Raw genomic sequence first — 26,926 nt, 5'->3', positions numbered from 1 at the left:
AATAATGTTAAATTTTATTCTATTCCTAGTCAATCACCTTCAGTGTTGGTTATAATGACAAAACCATCATTTTCATTATCTAATATTTCAAAATAACCATTTATTTGTTCAAAATGAAGCAGTATTACTTTTACGAGAGTATTGAAATCTTCATTTGTGACACTTTCGCCTCAGCCAGAATGGTCATTTATAATAAATTTATTTTTAATAATTTTAGTAATGGTTGCTTGTGAATTTTTATTTTGTTTAATTTCATTTCATGTATTTTTGTTAATTTTAATTTTTAATTGATCATGGGCTAGAAATTTATATCATTTTTCAATGTTATCATAAACATTATGATGAATTGAAGTTGGCAACGCAATATCAGATGTTGCATGATGATGAAAAGTCAAATACATTCATGTTCCGGCAATTGCCAATCCTCCAATCACTAAGGATAGGCCTAGGGTTTCCGGAGCCAGAGCGGCAGCACAGTACCAGCTTCTCCGGCTATAACTCCGCCTTCAACCGCCGCTGTTTCGGCAACAGTAATTGTTTCTGCGGCGGCCAAGCTTTCTGTTGTGCTTGTTGATAAGAGCGGGGCCATTTCCATTGCTTCTGCATTTGTAACACCAGTAGCGGCGGCGGTGCCACTAACAGTTATTTTGGTTCCATAAGCTGTTAATGCACCCCCACTTAAAGCTGCTAATCCAGTATTTGTTAATTTTTCTTTAAAAGTTTTTTTATCGTTTTCCGGTAATGTTTGATAATAACGATTAATTTCATTTAATTTTTTTAATTTTTCTTCTTTTGAAAGAGCGTTGTATTGATTTATTGCCTCAGCAGTTGTTGTTTGTAAATTCTCAATATTTGTACTGATGGATTGATTTCCTGCCGAGGCATTTTGTTTTATTTCGTCTTTATTGTTTTTAATTAAGTTAATTTCTAAATTTTCATCATTTTTTAAACTATCATCTTCTGTTTTTTTATCTACAAAATGATATTCATCTTTTTGCAATGGGGTTGTTGCTGGTTCTGGTGCTTTGGCAATATTATTACCTTGATTAGCATCATCATCATTATTGTTGTTGGCCAAATTGGCGTGGTATTGACCATGATCATCAACTGCTAATTTAATTGCGTTCGCCTCTGGTTTTGGCGTGATTGGTAGTAAATTATCTGGTCTCTTGGTTATATCAACGACCGGGGCATTTCCCTGATTGTCATTAATAACAATAGGGTGATTTGTTTGATCTTCTTCTGGTGTTAAAGCAAAATTATAATGATTGTTAATACCCGAACCTTTTTCAAGCTCAACATAAGATATCGCGATGTTATTATTATTTGCATTTTGATGCACGGGTTGATAAGATCCGTCATTATTTACACTAATGTTAGAATTTAAAATATTACTCATTGCTATTATTTCTGGCACCCCACCCCACGATGAAGATTGTCGCATTCTTTCTAAGTAGTTAGAAGCAACTTCATTATTTTCTTGAATAAGATTTCTAAAAGTTGGTGCTTGGCTTCTATTAGAATTGTTTTGAATAGGATTATCTAAATTTTTTTCAATATAATCCTCAACACTATTACGAAAAACATTTGTGACTAAATTATTTACTATTACATCTTTATATCATAATTGATTTAAATTTCTATTATTTATTAAATCATATTGTTGTAGTAATTTTTGAAGATGTAATATATTTTTTAAATTTTCTTCACCAAATAATTGAATGAATCTTGCTCTAAATTCTTCATAATTATTTCGGACCGGCAATAAATAAGCTGTTGCCACAGACCAAAATAAACAACTATTATCTGCAGGAACATCATATAGATTATTTTGATGTGTTGGTGCATTTAAATTATTTTGTCCTATACCAGCATTATATTCATATTCTGTAATTGTTTTTTGTGTATAAATTGGCGTATATATTTTTTTATCAAGTGTAACATACAATAATTTTTTTAATTTATCCTCAGATTTTTTTAAATTGTTATTAATTTTTGTTTTTTGTTCATTAATTTTTATCTTTTTTAATTGTTCATTTAATGATTCTATTTTATTTTTTAAATTTTTAAAATTTTTAAAAAGATTCTCAATTTTTATATATTTGTTATATTTTGAATAAAGTAAAGGAGTTAAACCATTTTTATTTTGAAGATTAACATCCGCATCATTGGCAAGCAATAATTTAACGATTTCAATGTTCTCTTCATTTATTGCATAGTATAAAGGAGAAAAATCATTTTCATCTTGCATATTAACATTAGCTCCTTTATTAATTAATAATTGAACCATTTCTTTATTGTTGGTACTTATTGCATAGTATAAAGGAATTAAACCATTTACACCTTTATTAACATTAGCACCTTTTTTAATCAATAACTTTACCATTTCTTTTTTATTGTTTAGAATTGCATAATGTAAAATAGTTGCACCATCTGATGTTATTTTAATGTTAACATCAGCATTATTATTAATTAATAATTGAACCATTTCTTGATTATTTTCTTCTATTGCAAAATGTAAAGGAGTTAAACCGTTTTCATCTTGCATATTAACATTAGCACCTTTTTCAATTAATAATTGAACCATTTCTTTATTGTCTAAAATTATTGCGTAATATAGTGGGGTTAAACCATTCTTAGTTATATTTTTAATATTAGCTCCTTTATTAATTAATAATTGAACCATTTCTTTATTGTTGGTACTTATTGCATAGTATAAAGGAGTTGCATCGTTTTCATCTTGAAGATTAACATCAGCACCATTATCAATCAATAATTCTGCTATTTCTAAATTATTTATATTTTTTGAATTTAAACTTATTCAATGTAAACATCCTATATTTAGATAACTTTTATTATTAATTTTATTTTTAATGTTTTTTGATTTTAAAAGCACTTCCACCACTTCTTTTTTGTTTTTTATAATTGCATAATGTAAAGGTGAAATAAAATCATTATTACAATCTAAAACATTAGGATCAGCACCATTATCAATCAATAATTTTACTATTTGAATGTCACCTGTATCTATTGCATTCTCTATTGCAAAATGTAAAGGAGTTAAACCGTTTTCATCTTGAAAATTAACATCAGCACCATTATCAATCAATAATTTTACTATTTGAATGTCGCCTGTATCTATTGCATAATATAAAAGACTTAAGCTATTTTTATATTGAGGATTAATATCAGTAGTACCAGCATCAATATTAATCAGTAATTTAGTTAAATCAAGGTTGCGTTGTAAAATTGTTACATGTAAAAATTTAAAACAACCAAATTCTATTTCTTTTCAGTTTTTTAATGGAAATAATTTATCTAATCTTTTTTTTCAAGTAATAATATCTTTTTTTATACTAAGCAAAAAAATAATAGCTTGTTTATTATCTAAATCATATTTATTTATTTTTTGAATTAAATTAGTTTCTTGTGCAATTTTTAAAATTTGTTTTATTTTCTCTACATTATTATCTAATATTTTTGTTAGAAATTCGTTTACTTCATATTTTGAATCATTAATAAAATTAAAAATTTTTTTAAATTCATTTAATTCATTTCAAATTTCTATTCTAAATTTATTGAATTGTTCTGAATATTTTTTTCAATCACCCCTTAATTGTGATGTATAATCTTTTCAATTTATTTTTTGATTTTTAATAAATATTTTTTCTTGAATATTTATTAATATATTTTGACTCTCAGCTATGATTTTTTTTAATTCATTGGTATTTTTAATTTCTGCAAAAATTTCTAAAGTTTTTTCATCACATTGAAATCTCATAGCTTCACTTGTAATAAAAATCATTCTTACTAAATCATCTTTTATTGATTGATTTTGTTGTTTATTATGATAATTTGTTAAATTTGTAATTGCATTATTTAAAGTATCTTTTGAAATAATAATATCTTTTCCTTTATCGAGTTTTCCATTTTCTTTTATTACAACATTTAAACCGTCACTTGTATATGCTCCTGTATAATTTAAATTAATATTTTGACAATTATATTTTTTAATTACTGATTCATTTAAAGCTTTAATTTTTTTTTCTTCATCTTTTAAATTTTCACCTTGTAAATTATTAATTTTTTTATTTAAAGAATTTAATTCATTATTATAATTTAATTTTTTAATTTTTTTTTCTTTTTCTTTAAGTGGAATAAGTTCATTTTTTTGTTGTAAATATTCTTTTACTTTTTCTTCATTAAATAAAAGTTTGTTTTCTTTTAAATTATTTAATTTTTCCTTTAAATTATTAAGTTTTTTGATTTCTTCTTGATTATGTTGTTTTATTTTTTCTAAAAGTTCATCATCAAAATAAAAATATTGATTTTGATTATTAATAAATCCCAGTAAATAAAGATTATTTAAATTAATTACTAATTTTATCCTTTTATTATTACTATTTTTTAATGTTAATATTAGTATTTTTTCTTTGTTATTTTGTTGTTTTTTAATTCAATTAATCATTTTAGGATCTAATTCTTCTAATTTAGAAATAATTGTTTTATTATCAAGTTCTTTGCTTATAAGTCCGCCCATATTGATACTTCTTAATGGATCAATATATTTTTCATCAATCAGTTCTTGTAATATTTTTTTAATACCTTCGGAATAATTTTTATCCAGAGTAACTTCTTTTTCAATAATATCAATTTGATTATCTGAATTTGATGAAAATTGAGATTGTTGTTCATCTTGTATTTTTGGAGTATTTGAAATATCTTCGTTGTTTTGTCTTTTACTTCTTTGGAGATTTTCTAAATTATTTGTTTGTGAATAATTAAGCTCACTATTTAATAATTTAGTTTTTGTTCTTTGTTTTCGATTAGGAGCAGCTGCAATCACGGTCGGCAAGGCGTTGCCAGTTATTAAAATTGTTCCTAATAATCCTAAAAGTTTTTTCATTTATTAAATCCTTTACCTTTATGTCAATTTTTACTAAATTAATAAATTTTTATAGTAATCATCCCGTAAACCTTTTCTTAAATTTATAAAATTTAATTAATACAAATTAATTATAAATCATTAAAATAAGAATTTATATCATTTTTTCAGGATATTGAATACTAGCTCTAAAAAAATATTTATCATTAAAGCAGAAAAATAAGCTAACTAAACTTTATTAAAATTACTATCAAGAAAGGTAACTTATTATGTTAGAAATTAATAATAATGTAAAAACCTTAGAAAATAAGCATTGATTAAACTTATTTACAACGCATAAAAATATGTACACCAATAAATGCAAACAATTAACTAATGAATACGAAAAATTAGATGAATATTTATATAAATATCATTATCGGTTAAAACAAGGTTATAAAGTAGTTCATTTTGCATCAAGAACAATTATTACAATTTTTGGTGATGTTACTTTTAAACGACGCCGATATAAATATTGAAATCAAAAATCAGGTAAATTCGAATATGTATGTTTACTAGATAAAGAAATTGGTTTATTGCCCAAACAACGCATTTATTTTGATGTCCAATTTAAAGTTTTAAGTCTTTTGGGCGATGGTAAACGGTATCGCGATGTTTTAGATGCTCTAAATCATTGTTATATTTCAAAAAGTAGTATTTCAAATATTTTAAATAAATACAATATTGCCGAATATTTTCAATTAGCAGAAAAAGAAACTAAAACTAGAATTGATATCAAAAATAAGAATTTATATATTCAACTAGATGAAACATTTTTAGCGACATTAGATCAGAAAGTTAAACAAGACCAAAGAATTCGTTTAGTTACTTTTCATACCGGACATAAAGAAAAAAAATACAAAAATGCTCGTAGAGAGTTAGAAAATAAACGAGGTCATTTTCTAATGTTAAAAGTTGGTAAACAAATAAATACGATGGATTATCGTGATTTATTAATGGGCGCATAAAGTTTTGTTAGGTGGGTAAAGATTTGAATAATTTTGAAAGAAAAGCAACTAAAAATTTATTACCTTTTTACTTGAAAAATAATTAATAAAACAAAATATTTAATATTAACAAACATATTCTTAATAAAAGGTTATAAAAACTAAGTAAAATGCTTATAAAAACAACATTAAAATAATTTTTTACAACAAAAATCATACATAAGAAATATATACTTAATTTGCATATTGAAATAATTTATAGTAAATGACTATTTTTTCTTTTTTAAAAAATACCTAAGAAAACTAAACGCGACCAGTTATCATATATATAACAAGAAAATAATAACTTTATGTTATAATGGTTTTGATTTTATTTTTATAGAGGTGAATTAAATGCAATTTAAAAAAATATTGAGTATTAAAAGCAGTTTTATTTTAACAATATTACCTATAATATCTGTTACTGCGTGTAATAGCAATTATGATGAAATAATATTAAAAATTAAAAATAAAGAAACATTTATTGGTTATATTGGATCAGAAAATTGTCCAGGATGTCAAACATTATCAAAACAATGAGATCTTTGAATGCAAGAAAAAGATTGAGACAAAGATATTTTGGATTTAAAAGATGAAAATTTAAAAATTAATCGCTATGCTTTTGTTAGTGATTATGACTTTAAAGGTGCTAATGATAATACTTGAAATAAAACTTTTTTTGAAACTAAGTGAGTTAAGAATACTTTTGAATGATTAAAAAAATCACAAAAAAACTTATGAGCAACCAACGAAAACATTAAGAACGGCTTTGACCCAGATTATCTCCCTGGAAATGGTATTCCCACAATATTTTTTGTTAAAAATGGTGAATATCGCTGATTTATTAATAAATGAGGTGACGCTGTTGATGGTATTGATGATATGTTAACTAGCAACAGCGACTTTAAGCAAAAACCAGCATATAATCGTAGTACTTTAACACGACTAGTTCGTGACTTTATAATTAATGATTTTAAAGATTTTTATACATTAAATTAAACAAAAAGCTGGTAATTGAATTACCAGCTTTTTAATTTTGTAAATAATCTTTACCTTTCTGAATTTCATTTAAAGATAAATCTAAATAATCTAATTGCCGTAAAACCTCATAACTTACAGTACAAACAACATTAGCGACATTAAGACTGCGAGTATTAATATACTCATTGGTAAACGAAAACATTGATTCAAATGCTCTTGTAATATCGTTTTTGGAATAACCGACGATTCTTTACCAAATACTAAATACATTGGTGTTTCACTTTCTGTAAAATCAATGGCACTAGGTGGTTTTTGACCATATCTTGTAGAAAAAAATAAGTTAGCATGAGGATTTTTACTAAGAAAACTATTTCAATCTTCATCACTTTCATATTGTAAAAATTCAAAATAGTTAGCAGATGAGCCAATAATAAAACGATCATTTAAAAAGAACCCTAATGGTTCACATTAATAGCAACACAAGTTCGCATAATCGAACCAACATTACCAGCAATTTCTGGTTCATATAAAACAATGTTAATTTTAGTATTCATTATTATCTTCCTTATTTATTCAATTAACCATCTTTTGGATTGCTATAGCACGATGTGATATTTGATTTTTTTCTTGTGCTGTTATTTCACCTAGCGTTTTTTTATATTCTGGTAAATAAAATATAGCATCATAACCAAAACCATAATTACCTTGGCGTTCACTATGAATTAAACCATTTAACGAACCGACAAACACTTTTTCAATATTTTTAGTAACATCAACAAAAGCAAGAGCACAAACATACCGACAATCTCGGAATTTAATATTCATCATCTTTTCTAAAATAACATTAGATGCTTGCATAAAACCATCAGTAGTATCCATCCAACGCGCCGAATAAATTCCCGGGAAATTATCTAATGCTAATATTTCTAATCCAGAATCATCACCTAAGACTGGTTTTTGTAATAATTTGCTTAAAGTTCTTGCCTTAATTAAAGCATTTTCAATAAATGTCGCTCCTGTTTCTTCAATATCTTCAATTTCAAGTACCCAGAAACTGCTTAATGTCTAAAAGTGTCTTTAAATCGTATTTTTGCCCTAATATGTTTTGAAATTCTTCTAACTTATTAGCATTAGTAGTTGCTAAAAATAATTGTTTTATCATTAATACTCAATACCCTTCCGAGCCCAAATATTCTTTTCTGAATAATGTCTTGTTGGCGTTACCTCACTAATTAAATCAGCAATTGATTGTAATTTTTCTGGACAATATCTTCCTGAAAGGGCAACTTCAATATTCTTAGCTTTATTTTCTAATGCTAACACTAATTCATCTTCATAAATTAATTGATTTTGTAAACAACCTAAAATCTCATCAACAACAATTAAATCAATATTAGAATTTTTTAAACTTGCTACTAAAACTTCAAAACCTTTTCTTGTTTCAGCTTTTAACTCTTGTTTTTCTTCAACATTCATTTCTCAAAAAAATTTTTTTGATGAATGATAAAAATCAAGAATTGTTAAATTAGTATGCTTTTCAAAAAATATTAATTCACCTGTAGGACGATTTTTTAAAAAACGAAAATATACTACATTTCAATTATTTCCTAAGGCTCTAATTGTCATTCCATTTAAAATACTAGTTTTACCTTTACCTTCACCACAGTAAATATGAAGATATCCTTGTTCTTGATTCATTACTTAACCTCCAGATAATATAATATATTTATTCATTGTCATTATATAATAAAATTAATTACTTGGGAGGTATGATATGAAAATAAATTGAACTAAAGCAAAATTAACAAAATATGGTTTAACAAATATTAATTATTCTTATTTAGATTATATTATTCGTAAATCACAACCATTTTGTGATATTTTCTTAGACCATAAAACTGAACAACTAGTTTTACCATTAGTTAAAAATATTAATGTTCCGGTTATTGATTATTTTCAAAATGATAAATATTTCTTTTATATTACTAAACATATTAAAGATGCTTTAAATTTAACGCAAATTAAAATAACTCCTTCATTAGTTAAGAAAATTGCTCATCTTATTAAAGATTTACATCAAATAGAAATTCCTACAACTATTAAAACTTGAAACTGAAAATCACAATTAGAACTATTTAAAGGACTTGTAAATACTTCCCAACAAAATTTAACTAGTGATGAACAAAAAATAATTAATTTTTTTACTAACTATGAACCCCAAGAATTAAAACTTTGCCATAATGACTTAGTTCCTGGCAATATTTTAATTACTAAGCAACAAATTTATATTATTGACTATGAATATGCAATGAAAAACGACCCCTTATTTGATATTGCTTCTTTTATTAGCGAAACTATTTATCGTAATAACAATTTAATTAATCATTTTTTACACGAATTTAGTTTAACAATAACTGATGTTAAAACGATTTGATGATGAATTCAATATCAAAACCTAATTTGATGCTATTGAGCCAATTACCTATGAGAACAAACTTCATCATCAATCTATCAAGAAATATTAAATGATAAATACGAAGAGTTACAAAAAGGTTGAACAAATGACTTATTATTTATTTAGTTATTATTCTTTATAAAAATAATTTGTAATTGTCATCACAATAATTGTCATCACTAAAGTTCCTAAAATAGCTAATGAGATGGCAATAATAAAGCGTCAAAAAACTGATAATAATCATAAACTAGTTAAATATAACACAACAAATTCTAACATCACAATAATACTATAAATAAACTGTTCTTGTTGATGATAACCACATAAAAAACAAACTAATGTTGTAATAAAAGCATATAGTAGCATTCCCATTCCAATTAAAAACATATATCCAAAAGCAATACTATCTTTAAAATTCAATTTTAATAAATTTAATTGCGGATCTAAAAGTAATCAAATCATCAACCCAGGGATTAGTGCTTGCCACACAACAAAAAAAATACTTCTTAACTTATTATCACTTCGCATCTTTTCACTACTTAACATCACTATTTCCTCACTCTCATGAATTATACAACAAAAAACTAGACTTCTAAAAGTCTAGTTTTATTTATCTAATGGAGCGAGTGATGGGAATCGAACCCACACAATCAGCTTGGAAGGCTGAAGTTCTGCCATTAAACTACACTCGCATAATGTAAGTTCATTACAAAATATATCACATTTAAAAATAAGAAGCAATAAGTTTTACTAAAAATTTTGTAGAAACCATATACATATGACAAGATTTTGTTTTCTACAAACTTTTAGGGGGTGTTTTCTTTTGGCAGTAATATTTTGTATTGAATGCGACAACGAAAGTTATGTTGTTGGTAATAAAAATACAGTTGGAATCTGTAATTCTTGCGATGAAAAGGGTTTTTAAATTTTGAAAGGAACGATAGATTATAAAATATGTCGCTGGTGTTTACATCTATTTAGTGATAAACGATATTTGCATGTTGCTTGTGAGAAAAAATTTATTAATCATATTAAAAAAATTTTAAAAAATAAAAGTAAAAGGAATTTAAAAAATAATGTTTAAAGTTAAATTAGTTAGTATAAAAAGAAAAATATTTAAAAATAAAGATGGCTCTATGATGTCAGGTTATTCTGCCGAATTTTTGCGTTATGAAAATGACTTATTTGAGCCTACCGGCGAACAAAAGGCTTTATGAATTGATGATAACAATCTAGAACAACAAGAAATTTATAAACTGTTAAAAGAAAATGTTAAATCATTTTTTAGTTGCGAATTAACTTTTGAAAAAACCCCCAAAATAGTTAACTTGCAAAAAATTGAATTATCAAAAAATCAAAAAAACTTGTCCAGTTAATTGATAATCACTTCGGTCTGCGAAGCGGTGCGGAAGGCGTATGCCCCGCCCGCTAGCGGGTTAGTCGGCGAAGCCGACTATTACTTGATTAAATAACACAACTGAACGAAAACCTAAAATAGGAGCAAAAAATATGAATTTACAAGCTCAAAATCCAACTGATTTTTATATGAAAACCAATTTATTACGGTCAATATATTCGTAATGTTGTTATGCCCTTAGAACGCATTAAAGCAAATACTCGTAATGTTAGTGGCTTAAAAAATAAAGGAGAACGAAAAACCAAAATGTTAAATAGTAATGTGCGTGCTAAATGTAGTGCTGTTAGAAAGGCATATCATAATTTTTCAGTTAAAGAACTTACATTTTTAACTTTGACTTATAAGTTAAAGGAAACAGATGTTAAAAAATGTAAAAAAGAATTAAAAAAATTTTTTAGAAATATAAAATATTATTTTAAAAAAAAGAATAAAGAAATTAAATATTTTTATACATATGAATATCAACAAAGAGGTGCTATACATTTTCATATTTTACTTGATAAAAAAATACCAAATAAATTAGTTCTTAAACACTGACCTTATGGGTTAAATAAAAATTTGGTTGTTAAACAAGATACTAACGAAGCAGTTGTTAAATACTGCTCTAAATATATTACTAAAAATGTCTTGAATGAAAAATCATTAAATCAGTATGACTTAAATATCAAGGCTTATCAATTCTCTTACAACTGTCAAAATCCTATTACTAGAAAACAAGTATTTACCGATACTTTGAATAATATTGTTAATCGCACCATAAATTCTGAATTTGTAAAGTACCTAAAATCAGCAGTTAACAAGTTTAAAACTAAAATGTGTGGAGTAATTTATGAATTTAAAAATATTAATTATGTAGATTTTGAGAGTGCAAATTATGCTTCGTTAGAAAGCTTAAGATTTAGAAATCAACTAAGAAAAATGAAATATTAGGAGTTAATAAGTATGTCTCGTAGTTATATCGTTATGCATTCACAAAGAAATTCAAAATTAATTAGAAAAAAATACAGTCGGGTTAAAGTTAATCATGGTTTTAAAAATAATCACTACAAAACTTGGGAGTTTAAAAATGAAAATATGAGTTAATTTAAAAGATAAAAATTATCATCGAGAATTTATACATTCTATTAATAAAAAAACTGGATTAGAACAAAGATTTTGAGCTTGTAGAGATACTATTCACTTAATTAGAACTGATTTAAATGGTAAAAAGTGAGTCTGTGTTCGAGCTTGAATAAAGAAAAATAGTTATGATTGAGATATTCGTGCTTATGATTTGTGTACTAAAAAATTAGAAAATTAAGGAGAAAAGAAAAATGAGTATTTTTGGATTAGTTTTTTTTACGATTTTAACATTATTACTAGCATACTATATTGCGGTTAATATTTATCGGTTTTTTAAAGATAAAAAGAAATATGGTAGTGAAGCAAAACAGTTGCCAAAAGATTTTACTTATTCACAACGAATATTTATTGCAAAGTTTAAACGAAATTTATTAGAACAAGATGAAAAAGAAATTAAAAAGTAGGTTTAGAAAATGTTTAAAAAAATAATTATTGAGTTAATTGAATTAATTTATCCAACTGCCGATTTACCACCCCAAGTTGTATTTTTGTTTTCAATTTTAATAATTGTAATGCTCTTCTCAGCAATTATTTTTCTACTCTTTTGACCTTTTAAGCGGTAATTGTTATGTTTTTAGTTGCTTGAAAAGATTTAGATTGAGAAATGACAAAATTGTATTTTTGGGATTTATTTATTCAAATTAAAGTTATTCCGGCGTGAGTTTCTGGCGAGGAAATTGATTTAACTAAAGAACTACTTTGACTTTTAATAGCAAATATCGCCTTTTGAATGGTATTAGTATTCATTATCTTATTTATGGTTATTTTGTTTTATAAGGTTAAATCATATTTTGTTTAGAAAGGGGGTGATTGTATGATTAGAACTTTCTTAACAGAAGCGACTACGCCAGTAGCTGTTACTGGTGAACAAGCGGTTACTAATTTATGAAAAGCATTAATTAAAGCATTTGGTAATATTTGAACTGATATTATTGGTGGTAATATGCCAAATGTTGTTAATTTCTTTGCTACATATTGAGTTTTCTTGCTTGGCGTGATTATTGGTTTATTTTTAATCGCTTTCAAAATGTTTGAAAAATTAATGCCTGGCAGATAGATAGTAATAAAAATAAAGAAAGTGTGATTTAAGTGATGCTATTGTTTAAAAAAATAAATTTAAGATTATATGATTTTGTCGCTTTAAATCGCACTTTATTTATTATTGCGTGAGTTTATGGTGCGATTTTGTATTATTATAATCCTCAGAGTTGACGAATGTTATTTGATATTATTTATTTATTAATTGCTTTGTATGTTTTATATACTAAAATTTCTCATTTCTTTGCTCGTCGTAGTTTTATTAATTTCTTATTAAATTCACCTTTAAATTTAGTAATTGGTGCCTTAGGAACTGGAAAAACTGCTTTAATGGTTTTAGCTTCTTACTTATTGAGTGGTTGAAAAACGATTTCTACTTTTCCGATTACGGATAAACAAATGCTTTCATTAGGGCATATGTCTTTATTAGATTATAATTATCCGATATTAGAAGAAAAGCATTTACTGTTATGAGATGAAACCAACTTATTTTTAGAAGGAACTGACTATAAAGAAAATGATAGAGTAACTCAAGGTTTACAAGAATATTTTGCTTCAGCACGGCAATTTACCCATATTGTATTAGCAAGCGGACAACGAGCCGAACATATATGAGTTAAAGTTCGTGATATTGCGAATTCAATAATTGTTGGCATTAGAAAAAAACCAGTTAGTATCTTTCGTCCTTATTTACAAGTTATTTATGGCACTTTTAAATCGGTAAGCGAATACGAACAATGACGATTAACTCTGATTAATGCTAAAAATGATAAAAAAGGTCGCAAAATCAAGTATCGTAGCATTCCGGAATTAGATATTTATTTCTTTAAATTAAAAATTCCGATGTCAATTTTAAACCTTTATGATAATAAATATTTATCTTTCTTGCGTGAATTAAGTAATCGTGCTTTGAATGATAATTATCAACATAAATTTTGAAATGATAATGTAATGGATATTGAAGCGTTAGAATATTTAAAAATGGAAAAATTTAGTAAGATACTTACTAAGTTAAAAAATAATCTGAATAAGAAAAATAAGTAAAGGAGTTTAAAAGATGGAAAACTTAGAAAAAATGGCTAGTTTGATTGGCGATATGTTTTATAAAGTTTTTGATTTAATTTGAACTTTAACCATTCCTGGAACAGATATTCGCATTATTATTTTTCCGCTAATTATGCTTGTAATAAATCTTGTAATTGGTGGTATTTTAGGTATTCATATTGAACGACCAAAAGTTGGTTTTCGTAAAAAATATCAAAAATCAGTTGCTAATTGAGGAGCTAAGAAAAAATCATCTAGTGGTCCAATTAAGAAATTCAGTGGTAATAGTCCTAAAAATAGACCGTGAGTTAACTAACATGGACGGCGAATAAAAAGGTAGGTTTTTAAAATGTTTAAATTGATAATTTTATTTATTCTTGTTGCTGTTTTTTCTATTTTTGCTTTAAATGACTTTTTAGGTTTATGAGCCTATGTGCGTGAGGGTTTAGAATATTTTAATAAAGTTCTATCAAATAATATTAAAATTTTAGATTTGTTTAAACCAATGATAAGGTTATTTTCTCAACATCCGATTTTCCAAATTTTAGGAACGATTTGTATTTTATCAACAATATATTTAATTTTAAGGAGTTAAAAATGAAAAAATTAAAGAAAATATTAGGTATTAAATGATTTAAAAGCGTTTTAGGTTTTATACATTTTTTTATTATACTTCATAGTGTTGTTATTATAATTTGAATATTTTTAACGGTCCTTCAAATTAAAGGGGATAAATTTTTTAAAGATTTTATACCATTAAATTTTCAAAGTGTATTTTTTAATGTTTATATTTGATTATTAATTATTTATTTCTTAATAACTGGTATTAAGTTAATTATTAGGGGTTATTACTTTAATAAAATTTTTAGAAAGCATCAAATGCAAGTTGTTAATTGTGAATGTCCACAACATAATCAATATAAATTTTCTGATGCTTTTAAAGCGATAAAAAAGAGTTTTAAGGCGTGATGAGATGGATAAGATTATTTCTTGATTTATTATAATGTTTATTGGTTTAGTTCCTTTAGGTGCCTTCTTTGATACAAAACAACCACCAAAACCTAATATGGAACAATCCTTTATGAAACGAGAAAAACGAGCTACAAATCCCAGTCAATGTGGTAATAGCTGTGAGTTAAAGTTTTCCGAGATTTCAAATAGCTATTTAACGGTAATTAACGGGGGTCCAACTATGTTTATAAATATTGATGATGTTAAAAGTCAATTGCCTTCTAATGTTGTTCCTGATATACATGTGTGGACTGAGTTTGATTCTCACAGTTTTAGATATGATGGTTATTCAACTAGACAGGAGGTTCAAAACTTTTATAAATCTAATGCAAAAAAAGTTAGCGGTAATTTTGGTAACACTCCTTATGATAGATATATTATTGATAAACTTGTTGATGTTAAAATTACATTTTCTAATAAAAATTATCGTCAAGAATGAGGCGTAATATCTTTTTCTGCAACAGTATATACTCCTCCTCCTTTGCCTGAAAAAGATAATGAACAACAATTGCCTACAGAAATAACTAAACATGATGGTGAATATCAGTATAATCAGTTTCAAGATAAGTTAGACTATTTGATGATACAACGCCGAGATTTTGATAAATTTAATTATAGTTACTTATATTGAGTTCCAATTTTTAATTTCTTTGATGATAATTTTAAATATATGAGTGAAATTTCAATTAAATTAAATGGTTTTAAACAAAATAGTAAATTTAGTTTAAGTCGTAAAAATTCATATCCGTCTGGTTTCATTGAAAAAGTTATTTTTAGAGAACTTTCCTTTTCTAGTTTTGGTGATGTTATTACTATAAAAACTGAACATGGTAGGATTAGAGGTAATAATGAGTTTTTAGAAAATGGTAAATCGCTTTGAAAATCTGGTTCGCGAACAAGTTTTGGAGGAGATTTTATTAATACCTTTTTTGGACAAGTTAATTATTATGGTAATACCTTTCATTTTTTACGCTATGATGACAAATTAAAATTTGATTTTAAAGATTTTATGTTTCATTATCAAAAAGATTTAACTATTGATTTCATTAATGATTTATTTAATAAAATTTATAAAGTTTTAGGTGAGTTTTTTGTACAATTCTTTTATGCCAGTTTTGATATGGATGCCTATACTTATGTAGAATTAGATTACAAAGGGATGCAACAAATCCCTAAAAATGTTTTACAAATGGGATTTTTCTATCGTTCCTTAATTACTTTTTATCCCAAACAGTATTTAATTAACTTTGGTTCAACAATCGAAAATAGTAAGAATATGATTTTTCGTTCTTATTTCTTTGTTAAAGACAAACAAATTGCCAATAGTTTTAATACTGGTAAAAGTTCTTATCAAATAGATTTTAATGTTTTAAAAGCGTATGATAACCAATTATGAAACGCTACTAGTAATAAACTGCATTTTTATAACGCTAACGTCGATGTGATGTATGGGATTAATATTTTTACACTGACTTTTCCGCTATATAAAAAACAAAATGAAAGTACTGAATATCATTATTCTTTATACGATTTTAACATTTTGAATTCCACAGCTTTTATTGGCGGCGGCATAAGTGGTAATATGGATGACTTAATTCCTACACCCAACTGTTCTTATTGAGGTTTATTTAGTGCCATATCTTGTGGTATTCAGCACGCTTCTGTTAGTATGTTGAATTGATTACTTGGTCTTTCAGGGATTAATCTTTTAATTCGCCCCCTTGCGGATATTGCGAAAACAACGATTAATTTTACCAAAACCGCCTTTCCAGTGTTTGAAGTTATTCCAGCATTTCAGATGTTATTTGAATTTGTAGTGCCATTAGCAATCTTATTAATGATATTAAAAAAGTTCTCTTAAATATTGCCATTATTTTTTATAATAGACTTGGTACATAACTATATCATTTTATTCTTAATAAACTATAAAATTCATTTTCGTCTTTGTATTTATCTAACATTTATACTTCACCTAGGAAATAATATTATCAAAATAGTAGATAAAATTAAAGGTTATGTACCAAGTCTAATATAATTCCTTTGAAAGGAGGATTTTTCTTTATGCGAAAATTTTTATCAGCTTTAAATTTAATATGTGTAATGTTTATTTTTGGTTGTAGTAAAAATAGCAACGATTTTAAAAAATATGATTTCTCATTTTCCGAGATTTCAAATAGCTATTTAACGGTAATTAACGGGGGTCCAACTATGTTTATAAATATTGATGATGTTAAAAGTCAATTGCCTTCTAATGTTGTTCCTGATATACATGTGTGGACTGAGTTTGATTCTCACAGTTTTAGATATGATGGTTATTCAACTAGACAGGAGGTTCAAAACTTTTATAAATCTAATGCAAAAAAAGTTAGCGGTAATTTTGGTAACACTCCTTATGATAGATATATTATTGATAAACTTGTTGATGTTAAAATTACATTTTCTAATAAAAATTATCGTCAAGAATGAGGCGTAATATCTTTTTCTGCCGAAATGCCTCATTAATTTAGTAATTTAATAAATATTATTGAAAATCGTATTAAAAAAATACGATTTTCTCAATTTAAGGAGTTTTAAAAAATGAAATATATTATTTCTCAAGCTGATTTAGCGGATTTAAAAGCAAAAATCCAAAGTTGACTAAGTGCTAATTGCCGTAATCCTTATTACTATAAAACTAAAAAACGCATTACTAACTATTTAAATTTATGTACTTATTTCTATATTGAAGAAACCACTTTAACAAAACTTATTAAAAAATATTTTAAGAATGCAACGAAAACCTTTTATCGTTGGGCGGAAAAAATTATGACTGCTTATTATTCTGACAATTTAGATTTGTTATTGTTTAAAACTACAAAACCACAAAATCTTAATTATCAATATAGTTTAAATTCTCGTGAAAAAGTATGTGATTTATATTTTGATTACAAAAATCTTCAAGCCGGTGGAATGTGGTCTTTATTTAACAATTTAAAAATCGGTTTTCACGATATTAAAAATTCAGAAGTTCCTAAAAACATCAAAACTTTTTATCGTTGAATTAAATCTGACCCTCGCTGAAAAGAATTAAAACAACAAATTAAACAAACAAAACGCCATTTTAAGCGTTATGAAGTTTCCGAGATTGGTCTTTTACAAATGGATGCTAAAATTATTACCACATCAAATTTTCCGGTTGATAAAAAGTATTACATTTATGATTTCATTGACGAAATAACACGGATAGTATTTGGTTATGTTTATGATAGTTTAGGAACCAATAACGCAATTAATGCCGTACAAAGAGCAATGAAAGATTTTAGCGAGCTTGGCATAACCATTAAACGCCTTCGTACTGATAATGCTCCTGAATTTACTACTTCTAACTGAAGTAATAAAAAATCATACAAAGTAAAAGAAAGGCCTTTTACAACCTTTCTTTCAAGAAACGGAATTGTTCATGAAACCACACCAATCCGCTCGCCTCAGAGCAACGGAAAGATTGAACGATTCCACCAACATTATACCAAATTATTTTATGCTACGGATAAAAAATTAAATCAAAATGAACTCCAACATTATTTAAATAAATATTATTACTTTTATAACTTTGAACGTAGTCACTCATCATTACAAAATAAATCGCCATTTCAAACATTACAAAAATTTTTAACAAAGTAATTTTTGTAAGTCTGAATAATTATTTTCTATTTTGGCAAAACAAAAACCAGTAATTTTAACTAATTAAAATTACTGGTTTGAATATTTTTCTTCGTTTTACAGAGATTAAATTAATATTTTTTCACTTTAATTAAATCTAACTTGAGACATTCCCTCTCATAAACTATCTCATCAATTATCAGATGCTTTATCTAAAAAAGTAGAGACACCATAACTACCTCCGCCAATTATTAATCCAGCAATTGGTCCTCCGAAAATTGATCCTATCACACCAGTAACTCCCGAAATTATACCCTTAAAAATATCTCTTTCAATATGTGTTTCAGTTTTAATTTTAAAATTTTCATTATTTTTTAGAACTGGATTACTTTCTGGTTTTATTTCTTTACCTAATTTTATAGCTAATGCATCTATTTTATTACTTGTTCATTGTTTTCCTGCATTTCTTTTTTGTCGTGTGTCAACCTGAATTCATCATTGTTGATTTCTTTCATTTCTAATTTCGTTTGCTCACTGTGTTAACCCTTGTTGTCATTCTCAAACTGAATTATTATATGATTGTTGAGCTTGTAAAAAATGTTGTTGAGCTTGAGAAAATTGTCAATGATTTTGTGTTCTTTGAAATTCATTTGCTGCATTTTGATATGCTTGCTCGACATTTTTTCATTCGTTTTGAATATAAATTCATTGGGTCTCTCCTCATCGTTTGCTTCTTTTTAAAATTTTTTCTTCTGTTTTTATAGATGAGGGGCTGTTTGCAACTAATGTTAATGTTCCACTTCCTGCTGTTATTATTGTTCCTAAGATTCCTAGTATTTTTTTCATAGTTAATCAAATTCCTTTCGTGAATTTTTACTAATTAATAAAATTTATTCAACAATCAACAACCTTTCTCCAAATTTTAATCTGCAATTTCTTTACTTTGAAATTTCATTATAAATTATTTTTAAAAATTTTCTGCATTATTTTATAATTTATCATCCCTTTTTTAAAAAACTGCTTGTACTTGTCATAAGTCTGTGGTATATTACATTTTACTAAAAATTTTGTAGAAACCATATACATATGACAAGATTTTGTTTTCTACAAACTTTTAGGGGGTGTTTTCTTTTGGCAGTAATATTTTGTATTGAATGCGACAACGAAAGTTATGTTGTTGGTAATAAAAATACAGTTGGAATCTGTAATTCTTGCGATGAAAAGGGTTTTTAAATTTTGAAAGGAACGATAGATTATAAAATATGTCGCTGGTAGTTTACATCTATTTAGTGATAAACGATATTTGCATGTTGCTTGTGAGAAAAAATTTATTAATCATATTAAAAAAATTTTAAAAAATAAAAGTAAAAGGAATTTAAAAAATAATGTTTAAAGTTAAATTAGTTAGTATAAAAAGAAAAATATTTAAAAATAAAGATGGCTCTATGATGTCAGGTTATTCTGCCGAATTTTTGCGTTATGAAAATGACTTATTTGAGCCTACAGGCGAACAAAAGGCTTTATGAATTGATGATAACAATCTAGAACAACAAGAAATTTATAAACTGTTAAAAGAAAATGTTAAATCATTTTTTAGTTGCGAATTAACTTTTGAAAAAACCCCCAAAATAGTTAACTTGCAAAAAATTGAATTATCAAAAAATCAAAAAAACTTGTCCAGTTAATTGATAATCACTTCGGTCTGCGAAGCGGTGCGGAAGGCGTATGCCCCGCCCGCTAGCGGGTTAGTCGGCGAAGCCGACTATTACTTGATTAAATAACACAACTGGCGAAAATCTAAAACGGGAGCATAAAATATGAATTTACAACCTCAAAATCCGACTGATTTTTATATGAAAACCATTTATTATGGTCAATATATTCGCAATATTGTTATGCCTTTAGAACGCATCAAAGCAAATACTCGTAATGCTAGCGGTTTAAAAAATAATGGTAATTGTGGTACAAAACTGCTTAATAGCAATATTCGTGCAAAATCTAATGTTATTCGAAAAGCATATCATAATTTTTGAGACTGTAAAAAACTTACATTCTTAACTCTTACTTATGCTGATGTTAATGAATTTGATATTAGAAAATGTAAGCGTGATTTAAATAAATTTTTTAAAAAATTAAAATACTGATTTAAAGTTAAAAATAAAAATATTAAGTACTTGTATACCTATGAATATCAGAAACGAGGCGTTATTCATTTTCATATTTTAATTACCGAAAAAATACCACATAAAATTATTTTACAATTTTGACCTTATGGAATTAACAAAAATATTAGAGTTCGTGAAAACACTAATGAAATGGTTGTAAAATATTGCTCCAAATATATAACTAAAAATGTCCTGAATGAAAAGTCATTAAACCAGTATGACTTAAATATCAAGGCTTATCAATTCTCATATAACTGTCAAAATCCCATTACTAGAAAACAAGTATTTACCGATACTTTGAATAATATTGTTAATAGAACTGTAAATTCTGAATTTGTAAAATACTTAAAATCAACAGTTAATAAATTTAAAACCAAAATGTGCGGAGCAATCTATGAATTTAAAAATATTGATTATATTGACTTTGAAAGTGCAAATTATGCTTCATTAGAAAGTTTAATATTTAGAAATCAACTAAGAAAAATGAAACATTAGGAGTTTAAAAATGAAAAAAATTGCAATTTAAAATAAGAATTAAAAATTAAAAAATTAAGGAGAAAAGAAAGATGAGTATATTTGGCCTAGTGTTCTTTACGATTTTAACATTATTACTAGCATACTATATTGCGGTTAATATTTATCGTTTTTTTAAAGATAAAAAGAAATATGGTAGTGAAGCAAAGCAGTTGCCAAAAGATTTTACTTATGCACAACGAATATTTATTGCAAAGTTTAAGCGAAATTTATTAGAACAAGATGAAAAAGAAATTAAAAAGTAGGTTTAGAAAATGTTTAAAAAAATAATTATTGAGTTAATTGAATTAATTTATCCAACTACCGATTTACCACCCCAAGTTGTATTTTTGTTTTCAATTTTAATAATTGTGATGCTGTTCTCGGCCATTATTTTTCTACTCTTTTGACCTTTTAAGCGATAATTATTATGTTTTTAGTTGCTTGAAAAGATTTAGATTGAGAAATGACAAAATTGTATTTTTGAGATTTATTTATTCAAATTAAAGTTATTCCGGCGTGAGTTTCTGGCAAGGAAATTGATTTAACCCAAGAACTACTTTGACTTTTAATAGCGAACATTGCCTTTTGAATGGTATTAGTATTCATTATCTTATTTATGGTTATTTTATTTTATAAGGTTAAATCATATTTTGTTTAGAAAGGGGGTGATTATATGATTGGAACTTTCTTAGCAGAAGCGACCACGCCTGTGGCTGTCACTGGTGAACAAGCGGTTACTAACTTATGAAAAGCGTTAATTGGAGCGTTTGGTCACATTTGAACCGATATTATTGGTGGTAATATGCCTAATGTTGTTAATTTTTTTGCTACATATTGAGTTTTCTTGCTTGGAGTAATTATTGGTTTATTTTTAATTGCTTTCAAAATGTTTGAAAAATTAATGCCCGGCAGATAGTAATAAAAATAAAGAGAGTGTGATTTAAGTGATGCTATTGTTTAAAAAAATAAATTTAAGATTATATGATTTTGTCGCTTTAAATCGCACTTTATTTATTATTGCGTGATTCTACGGTGCGATTTTGTATTATTATAATCCTCAAAGTTGACGAATGTTATTTGATATTATTTATTTATTAATTGTTTTGTATGTTTTATATACTAAAATTTCTCATTTTTTTGCTCGCCGTAGTTTTATTAATTTCTTATTAAATTCACCTTTAAATTTAGTAATTGGTGCCTTAGGAACTGGGAAAACCGCTTTAATGGTTTTAGCTTCTTACTTATTAAGTGGTTGAAAAACGATTTCTACTTTTCCGATTACGGATAAACAAATGCTTTCATTAGGGCATATGTCTTTATTAGATTATAATTATCCGATATTAGAAGAAAAGCATTTGCTGTTATGAGATGAAACTAACTTATTTTTAGAAGGAACTGACTATAAAGAAAATGATAGAGTAACTCAAGGTTTACAAGAATATGGGTCGCGTTTAGTTATCTTAGGTATTGCTTTGAAGAAGTAAAACAATCAGCTAATTATATTATTTAATTACTAAACCAACCATACCTTTCTTATTATTGTCATTTTTAATTCATCATTATTTCATCATATTATTGAATTTTTACACAATAAAAATTATTAATTATTATTAAATTTTGACTAAATATATATTAATTTTATATTTTTACTTACTTAAATCTATTATATTTATTTGTTACAGCATTACCTTTATAATTAATTCAACTATCATCATTTTTATTATTATATTTATTTCATAATGAATTTTTATATATTTCTTTTCTGATTTCTATTTCTGAATTAATATTTTCATTAATGTAATGTAATACATTTAATTTGTTTAAATTTGCTATTCTTAAATGTAATAAGTTATTTAAATTCTTATGATTATATATTTTTGCTCCATATCCTAATTGTTGTTTTACTAAATGCGATACATCACTTTCAATGCTACAACCAATATTTCATTCTAAATTTTGATGATGAACGCCGTGCTTATTATTAATGAAATAATTACTCGCTTTTCTTAAATTTGTTTTAATATTTTTATTTAATTCATTTTTAGCAACATTACGAATGTTTTTAATTAGTTCTTGATGATTTCCATCCTTATATAATTTAATTCAACTATTTAGTGTTACTTTACGATTTTCAAAAATAATATTAAATGCCGTTTGTTTTAATTTTTTAATAGCATGATAACCATCTAAAATATATCTAACATTACCAAAACTATTGGCAATTTCTCTAATTCAAGCATCACCATCGCCACAAATAATTATTCTGTCATAATTAATATTCACATAATGTTTTTGTAATTCTCTAATTAATAAATCACGATAATCCATCGTATTTATTTGCTTACCAATTTTTAACATTAGAAAATGACCTCGTTTGTTTTCTAATTCTCTACGAGCATTTTTGTAATTTTTTTCTTTATGTCCGGTGTGAAAAGTAACTAAACGAATTCTTTGGTCTTGTTTAACTTTATGATCTAATGTCGCTAAAAATGTCTCATCTAGTTGAATATATAAATCCTTATTTTTGACATCAATTCTAGTTTTAGTTTCTTTTTCTGCAAGTTGAAAATATTCAGCAATATCATATTTATTTAAAATATTCGAAATACTAGCTTTTGAAATATAACAATGATTTAGAGCATCTAAAACATCGCGATACCTTTTACCATCACCCAGAAGATTTAAAACTTTAAATTGAACATCAAAATAAATGCGTTGTTTGGGCAATAAACCAATTTCTTTATCTAACAAACATACATATTCAAATTTACCTGATTTTTGATTTCAATATTTATATCGGCGTCGTTTAAAAGTAATATCACCAAAAATTGTAATAATTGTTCTTGATGAAAAATGAACTACTTTATAACCTTGTTTTAAGCGATAGTGATATTTATATAAATATTCATCTAATTTTTCGTATTCATTAGCCAGTTGGTGTACATATTTTTATGGGTTGTAAACAAACTAAACCAATGCTTGTTTTCTGAACTTTTTACATTATTATTAATTTTTAACATAATAAATTGCCTTTCTTGATAGTAATTTTAATAAAGTTTAGTTAGCTTATTTTTCTGCTTTAATGATAAATTTTTTTAGAACTAGTATTCAATATCCTGAAAAAATGAAAGAAATTCTTATTTAATTGTTTATAATTAATTTGTATTAATTAAACTTTACAAATTTGAGAAGGGCTGTTGATTGTTGAATAAATTTTATTAATTAGTAAACATTAACAAAAAGGAAGTTAATTAATATGAAAAAATTACTCGCTATCTTAACAACAATTACCAGCTTATCGAGCATAACACCAATAATCTTGGCTAATGCCTCAGCAGAAATACCAGAAAATAAAATAATAAATAAAGAAATTAATTCTTTCAAAACAAATAATCTAGAAAATTTAAGTAGAGTTAAAAGAGAAATTAAAAATAATTATTTTTTACAATTTATTTTAAAAGTTGATCAAAACTATAATATATATTATAGCCCTATAAATGTAAATAATAATATATATTTTATAGGTGCAAAATTTAAAGATGAAACAAAAAGAAGTTTTTATTCTAAATTTTATAAATATAACTTAATTAATCAAAATTTAGAGTCTATTGAAACTCTTTTTGAAAATGGTAACGGGAATGCTTTAGGTTGTGTTTATTTAAATAATAAAATATACATTAGAAATTCTGCATCAGGTTTAATTTGTGAATATAATCCTGAAACAAAAGAAAAAAAATATTTTCATCAACATATTGGCGATAAAACAGATTATCATGGAAAAAATGCAAATTCTATTATTGTAAATGATAAGATTTATTATATTGAAAATTGGTCAATTTATGTTTCTGATTTAGATGGAAAAAATAAAGTACAAATTTTAAAAAATAAACATTTTTCTTCTATTTTTAATATAAACAATAATATTTATCTTACTAATTCAGAAAAAATATATAAATATGAACCTTTTGAATTAATTGAATCTAATATTAATGATATGAAAGAACATGCAAAAAGAGGATTATATTTACAACACAAAAAACAAAACCCTAATTCTGAAATTAAAGATATTTTAAATATTAATTTAGAAAATTTAACGGTATCTAATGTTATAATAGATGAAGAACAAAAAAATAAATCATTTAATTCAGAAGAAAACCTTGAAAGTGCCTGTAAAGATTCTGCTTCAACATTTATAAATAAAAGCAATAGCGAGCAAACTCAATATACGATTTCTTGTTCTAAACAATTTACAGAAACAAATACATTTCAAAAAATGAATGGATTTTCTAAATCAAATTCAACATCAAATACTGAAAATTGAAGTTGAAATGTAAATACTAAAGTTACAGTAAAAGCTAGTGGAGAAGCTGGTATACCACTTGTTGCAAAAGGAAAAGTTGAAGTTGGTGTTGAAGTTGGCGCTGGATATACATGGGGAGGATCAAAGACTTATACTGTAGGAAATACTTCAAATTCTTCTGATACAGAAATTAAAACAACTACAAGTACTACAACAATAGCTGTTCCATCTCAACCAGTAAAGGTGCCACCACATAGTAAAATTTCAATTTTTAATAGTTCATGAAAAAATAACATACAACTTACTTTAAATGTTTTTCAAAAAGTTGATGGTAGGGTTAGCGTAGATTTTATTGATAAAAATAATAATAAAACCACAATTTCTATTTCAATTAAGGATGCTATGCTTAATTTATTAGAAAATAATATCTTACCTTCAAAAATAAAGATAAACGATGATGATAGCATAAATTTTTCTTATAATATTAAAAGTAAAAAAGAAATAATTATGCATCAGACTGAAATTGGAGAAGCTATTCCCTTAACTTTAGATGAACAAAATATAACTTTTAAAGATAATACAACAAGTATAATTGTAGAAAAAAATTAAGCATAAACACATTTTGAAAAAATATTAAGTTTTTTGGGAGTGATTAGTCATTACAATTGAAACAAACAAAACAAGTTTAAATTTCTTGTAAAAATAAAAAATATTCAAACCAGTAATTTTGGTTAATTACTGGTTTTTTATTTTGTTAAAATAGAAAAAATGAAAAAGTTGTTTAGTTGTTTAAGAATTGCGTCATATTAAAAAACTATTTCTTTTTAATTATGTTGAAAATTAAATTCTAATCAATTATAAAAACTTCGTGTTTTAATTATTTTACCTTTAATATTTGTTACTTTTAAGTCACCATTTTTTCCAAGATTATCAATTTTTAATGTGCTTGCTCCTTCTTCATCTAAATAAATATAACTATTTTTCATAGCTAATGTATTTTTAAAATCAATTGGTAATTTATTTAATCCGATTTCATTTTTATCAAATTCACTTAAAGCTATACTAAAATTTTGTCTAAAACCGTCTCACATTCAATTAATTTTTGCTTTTGATAAAGTAAATTCGTATGTTTCATTATCAACTTGTAATATTGTTTTGTTTTCCCTTTTAGAACACCCAACTATTGGTAATGTTGTTAGTCCTAAAAGAGCTATTATATTTAAAATTTTCATTATTTTAACTCCTTTATTACGGGCGCATAAAGTTTTGTTAGGTGGGTAAAGATTTGAATAATTTTGAAAGAAAAGCAACTAAAAATTTATTACCTT

General features: G+C 25.5%; 34 protein-coding genes, 1 tRNA gene and 1 pseudogene. 25 read left to right on the top strand and 11 right to left on the bottom strand.

Translation table 4 applies throughout. From position 1 onward, the window contains the following. Nucleotides 1–14 precede the first annotated feature (14 nt). Together AAHF53_RS03425 and AAHF53_RS03420 are read right to left on the bottom strand one after the other, a co-directional pair. The gene (locus AAHF53_RS03425) at nucleotides 15–434 is read right to left on the bottom strand and encodes a hypothetical protein (protein WP_342189482.1); all 420 of its coding nucleotides are present in this window, start codon (nucleotides 432–434) and stop codon (nucleotides 15–17) included. An 11-nt stretch (nucleotides 435–445) separates the two neighbouring features. Further along, nucleotides 446–4,906, bottom strand: coding sequence for an ankyrin repeat domain-containing protein (locus AAHF53_RS03420; RefSeq protein ID WP_342189481.1), 4,461 nt, complete (start codon nucleotides 4,904–4,906; stop codon nucleotides 446–448). Between the two features lie 248 nt (nucleotides 4,907–5,154). On the opposite strand from AAHF53_RS03420, the gene AAHF53_RS03415 reads away from it, so the two are divergent. Both AAHF53_RS03415 and AAHF53_RS03410 read left to right on the top strand, forming a co-directional pair. Continuing rightward, nucleotides 5,155–5,892, top strand: coding sequence for a UPF0236 family transposase-like protein (locus AAHF53_RS03415; RefSeq protein ID WP_342189480.1), 738 nt, complete (start codon nucleotides 5,155–5,157; stop codon nucleotides 5,890–5,892). 372 nt (nucleotides 5,893–6,264) lie between these two features. Continuing rightward, nucleotides 6,265–6,909, top strand: coding sequence for a hypothetical protein (locus AAHF53_RS03410; protein WP_342189479.1), 645 nt, complete (start codon nucleotides 6,265–6,267; stop codon nucleotides 6,907–6,909). Between the two features lie 31 nt (nucleotides 6,910–6,940). On the opposite strand, the pseudogene AAHF53_RS05660 reads toward AAHF53_RS03410, so the two are convergent. The 4 genes and pseudogenes from AAHF53_RS05660 to AAHF53_RS03390 form a co-directional block, all read right to left on the bottom strand. Next, nucleotides 6,941–7,445 (bottom strand): annotated as a pseudogene (locus AAHF53_RS05660) (TrmH family RNA methyltransferase). Then, nucleotides 7,435–7,881, bottom strand: coding sequence for a non-canonical purine NTP pyrophosphatase (locus tag AAHF53_RS03400; protein WP_342190169.1), 447 nt, complete (start codon nucleotides 7,879–7,881; stop codon nucleotides 7,435–7,437). Before AAHF53_RS03400 ends, AAHF53_RS05660 begins: the two are co-directional and overlap by 11 nt. After that, complete coding sequence (locus tag AAHF53_RS03395) at nucleotides 7,877–8,053, bottom strand: hypothetical protein (protein ID WP_342189478.1); 177 nt, start codon at nucleotides 8,051–8,053, stop codon at nucleotides 7,877–7,879. The genes AAHF53_RS03400 and AAHF53_RS03395 overlap by 5 nt, the downstream gene beginning before the upstream one ends. Next, entirely contained in the window at nucleotides 8,053–8,589 is a 537-nt protein-coding gene (locus AAHF53_RS03390) for a cob(I)yrinic acid a,c-diamide adenosyltransferase (protein WP_342189477.1), read from the bottom strand. Before AAHF53_RS03390 ends, AAHF53_RS03395 begins: the two co-directional genes overlap by 1 nt. A gap of 76 nt (nucleotides 8,590–8,665) precedes the next feature. Between AAHF53_RS03390 and AAHF53_RS03385 the strand changes: the two genes are divergently transcribed. Continuing rightward, nucleotides 8,666–9,472, top strand: a complete 807-nt coding sequence (locus AAHF53_RS03385; RefSeq protein WP_342189476.1) for a phosphotransferase — start codon at nucleotides 8,666–8,668, stop codon at nucleotides 9,470–9,472. 3 nt (nucleotides 9,473–9,475) lie between these two features. Here AAHF53_RS03385 and AAHF53_RS03380 read toward each other — a convergent pair whose 3' ends face one another. Both AAHF53_RS03380 and AAHF53_RS03375 read right to left on the bottom strand, forming a co-directional pair. Further along, complete coding sequence (locus AAHF53_RS03380) at nucleotides 9,476–9,892, bottom strand: DxFTY motif-containing membrane protein (protein ID WP_342189475.1); 417 nt, start codon at nucleotides 9,890–9,892, stop codon at nucleotides 9,476–9,478. A gap of 72 nt (nucleotides 9,893–9,964) precedes the next feature. Beyond that, nucleotides 9,965–10,038 (bottom strand) — tRNA-Gly (locus AAHF53_RS03375). 236 nt (nucleotides 10,039–10,274) lie between these two features. Here AAHF53_RS03375 and AAHF53_RS03370 point away from each other — a divergent pair. The 15 genes from AAHF53_RS03370 (at nucleotide 10,275) to AAHF53_RS03300 (ending at nucleotide 18,638) form a co-directional block, all read left to right on the top strand. Next, nucleotides 10,275–10,430 (top strand): hypothetical protein, encoded by a 156-nt coding sequence (locus AAHF53_RS03370; RefSeq protein WP_338966990.1) that lies wholly within the window; start codon nucleotides 10,275–10,277, stop codon nucleotides 10,428–10,430. Then, entirely contained in the window at nucleotides 10,423–10,722 is a 300-nt protein-coding gene (locus AAHF53_RS03365; protein WP_338966992.1) for a hypothetical protein, read from the top strand. The genes AAHF53_RS03370 and AAHF53_RS03365 overlap by 8 nt, the downstream gene beginning before the upstream one ends. Nucleotides 10,723–10,934: 212 nt before the next feature. After that, nucleotides 10,935–11,693, top strand: coding sequence for a rolling circle replication-associated protein (locus tag AAHF53_RS03360; protein ID WP_342189474.1), 759 nt, complete (start codon nucleotides 10,935–10,937; stop codon nucleotides 11,691–11,693). Nucleotides 11,694–11,705: 12 nt separating this feature from the next. Beyond that, nucleotides 11,706–11,846 (top strand): hypothetical protein, encoded by a 141-nt coding sequence (locus tag AAHF53_RS03355; RefSeq protein WP_342189473.1) that lies wholly within the window; start codon nucleotides 11,706–11,708, stop codon nucleotides 11,844–11,846. Then, nucleotides 11,830–12,063, top strand: a complete 234-nt coding sequence (locus AAHF53_RS03350; protein ID WP_342189472.1) for a hypothetical protein — start codon at nucleotides 11,830–11,832, stop codon at nucleotides 12,061–12,063. Before AAHF53_RS03355 ends, AAHF53_RS03350 begins: the two co-directional genes overlap by 17 nt. 13 nt (nucleotides 12,064–12,076) lie before the next feature. After that, nucleotides 12,077–12,289, top strand: coding sequence for a hypothetical protein (locus AAHF53_RS03345; protein WP_215825617.1), 213 nt, complete (start codon nucleotides 12,077–12,079; stop codon nucleotides 12,287–12,289). Nucleotides 12,290–12,453: 164 nt separating this feature from the next. After that, the gene (locus AAHF53_RS03340; RefSeq protein WP_342189471.1) at nucleotides 12,454–12,684 is read left to right on the top strand and encodes a hypothetical protein; all 231 of its coding nucleotides are present in this window, start codon (nucleotides 12,454–12,456) and stop codon (nucleotides 12,682–12,684) included. Nucleotides 12,685–12,699: 15 nt separating this feature from the next. Then, nucleotides 12,700–12,942, top strand: a complete 243-nt coding sequence (locus AAHF53_RS03335) for a hypothetical protein (protein WP_342189470.1) — start codon at nucleotides 12,700–12,702, stop codon at nucleotides 12,940–12,942. A gap of 35 nt (nucleotides 12,943–12,977) precedes the next feature. Further along, entirely contained in the window at nucleotides 12,978–13,967 is a 990-nt protein-coding gene (locus AAHF53_RS03330) for a hypothetical protein (RefSeq protein ID WP_342189469.1), read from the top strand. Between the two features lie 13 nt (nucleotides 13,968–13,980). After that, nucleotides 13,981–14,283, top strand: coding sequence for a hypothetical protein (locus AAHF53_RS03325; RefSeq protein ID WP_342189468.1), 303 nt, complete (start codon nucleotides 13,981–13,983; stop codon nucleotides 14,281–14,283). Between the two features lie 33 nt (nucleotides 14,284–14,316). Next, nucleotides 14,317–14,562, top strand: coding sequence for a hypothetical protein (locus tag AAHF53_RS03320; RefSeq protein ID WP_338967003.1), 246 nt, complete (start codon nucleotides 14,317–14,319; stop codon nucleotides 14,560–14,562). Nucleotides 14,563–14,564: 2 nt separating this feature from the next. Beyond that, the gene (locus AAHF53_RS03315) at nucleotides 14,565–14,948 is read left to right on the top strand and encodes a hypothetical protein (protein ID WP_342189467.1); all 384 of its coding nucleotides are present in this window, start codon (nucleotides 14,565–14,567) and stop codon (nucleotides 14,946–14,948) included. After that, nucleotides 14,941–16,839, top strand: coding sequence for a hypothetical protein (locus AAHF53_RS03310; protein WP_342189466.1), 1,899 nt, complete (start codon nucleotides 14,941–14,943; stop codon nucleotides 16,837–16,839). Before AAHF53_RS03315 ends, AAHF53_RS03310 begins: the two co-directional genes overlap by 8 nt. 200 nt (nucleotides 16,840–17,039) lie before the next feature. Continuing rightward, the gene (locus AAHF53_RS03305) at nucleotides 17,040–17,480 is read left to right on the top strand and encodes a hypothetical protein (RefSeq protein ID WP_342189465.1); all 441 of its coding nucleotides are present in this window, start codon (nucleotides 17,040–17,042) and stop codon (nucleotides 17,478–17,480) included. A 75-nt stretch (nucleotides 17,481–17,555) separates the two neighbouring features. Further along, nucleotides 17,556–18,638: a DDE-type integrase/transposase/recombinase gene (locus AAHF53_RS03300; RefSeq protein ID WP_342189464.1), complete on the top strand. Its 1,083-nt coding sequence runs from the start codon at nucleotides 17,556–17,558 to the stop codon at nucleotides 18,636–18,638. 126 nt (nucleotides 18,639–18,764) lie between these two features. Here AAHF53_RS03300 and AAHF53_RS03295 read toward each other — a convergent pair whose 3' ends face one another. Then, nucleotides 18,765–19,463 (bottom strand): hypothetical protein, encoded by a 699-nt coding sequence (locus tag AAHF53_RS03295; protein ID WP_342189463.1) that lies wholly within the window; start codon nucleotides 19,461–19,463, stop codon nucleotides 18,765–18,767. 539 nt (nucleotides 19,464–20,002) lie between these two features. On the opposite strand from AAHF53_RS03295, the gene AAHF53_RS03290 reads away from it, so the two are divergent. From AAHF53_RS03290 to AAHF53_RS03265, 6 genes are all read left to right on the top strand, one after another. Further along, nucleotides 20,003–20,302 carry a hypothetical protein gene (locus AAHF53_RS03290; RefSeq protein ID WP_338966992.1) on the top strand — a complete coding sequence of 100 codons (300 nt, stop codon included), beginning with the start codon at nucleotides 20,003–20,005 and terminating at the stop codon, nucleotides 20,300–20,302. A 132-nt stretch (nucleotides 20,303–20,434) separates the two neighbouring features. Further along, a complete protein-coding gene (locus tag AAHF53_RS03285) occupies nucleotides 20,435–21,277 on the top strand; it encodes a rolling circle replication-associated protein (RefSeq protein WP_342189462.1) in 843 nt (280 codons plus the stop codon). Between the two features lie 71 nt (nucleotides 21,278–21,348). After that, entirely contained in the window at nucleotides 21,349–21,561 is a 213-nt protein-coding gene (locus AAHF53_RS03280) for a hypothetical protein (RefSeq protein WP_215826178.1), read from the top strand. Nucleotides 21,562–21,725: 164 nt separating this feature from the next. Beyond that, on the top strand, nucleotides 21,726–21,956 hold the full coding sequence (locus AAHF53_RS03275; protein ID WP_342189461.1) for a hypothetical protein: 231 nt from the start codon (nucleotides 21,726–21,728) through the stop codon (nucleotides 21,954–21,956). Between the two features lie 15 nt (nucleotides 21,957–21,971). After that, on the top strand, nucleotides 21,972–22,214 hold the full coding sequence (locus AAHF53_RS03270; RefSeq protein WP_342189460.1) for a hypothetical protein: 243 nt from the start codon (nucleotides 21,972–21,974) through the stop codon (nucleotides 22,212–22,214). Nucleotides 22,215–22,245: 31 nt separating this feature from the next. Next, nucleotides 22,246–22,782: a hypothetical protein gene (locus AAHF53_RS03265; RefSeq protein WP_342189459.1), complete on the top strand. Its 537-nt coding sequence runs from the start codon at nucleotides 22,246–22,248 to the stop codon at nucleotides 22,780–22,782. 166 nt (nucleotides 22,783–22,948) lie between these two features. Here AAHF53_RS03265 and AAHF53_RS03260 read toward each other — a convergent pair whose 3' ends face one another. After that, on the bottom strand, nucleotides 22,949–24,232 hold the full coding sequence (locus tag AAHF53_RS03260; protein WP_342190168.1) for an Mbov_0401 family ICE element transposase-like protein: 1,284 nt from the start codon (nucleotides 24,230–24,232) through the stop codon (nucleotides 22,949–22,951). Between the two features lie 322 nt (nucleotides 24,233–24,554). On the opposite strand from AAHF53_RS03260, the gene AAHF53_RS03255 reads away from it, so the two are divergent. After that, complete coding sequence (locus tag AAHF53_RS03255; protein ID WP_342189458.1) at nucleotides 24,555–26,207, top strand: ETX/MTX2 family pore-forming toxin; 1,653 nt, start codon at nucleotides 24,555–24,557, stop codon at nucleotides 26,205–26,207. Nucleotides 26,208–26,422: 215 nt separating this feature from the next. On the opposite strand, the gene AAHF53_RS03250 is transcribed toward AAHF53_RS03255, so the two are convergent. Beyond that, nucleotides 26,423–26,908 (bottom strand): hypothetical protein, encoded by a 486-nt coding sequence (locus AAHF53_RS03250; RefSeq protein WP_342189457.1) that lies wholly within the window; start codon nucleotides 26,906–26,908, stop codon nucleotides 26,423–26,425. Nucleotides 26,909–26,926 lie beyond the last annotated feature (18 nt).

This window comes from Spiroplasma endosymbiont of Dilophus febrilis (genome assembly GCF_964030685.1).
GTDB lineage: Bacteria > Bacillota_I > Bacilli_A > Mycoplasmatales > Nriv7 > Nriv7.
Note: the sequence above shows the minus strand (reverse complement) of the source record. Positions and strands in the feature narration are given on the sequence as shown.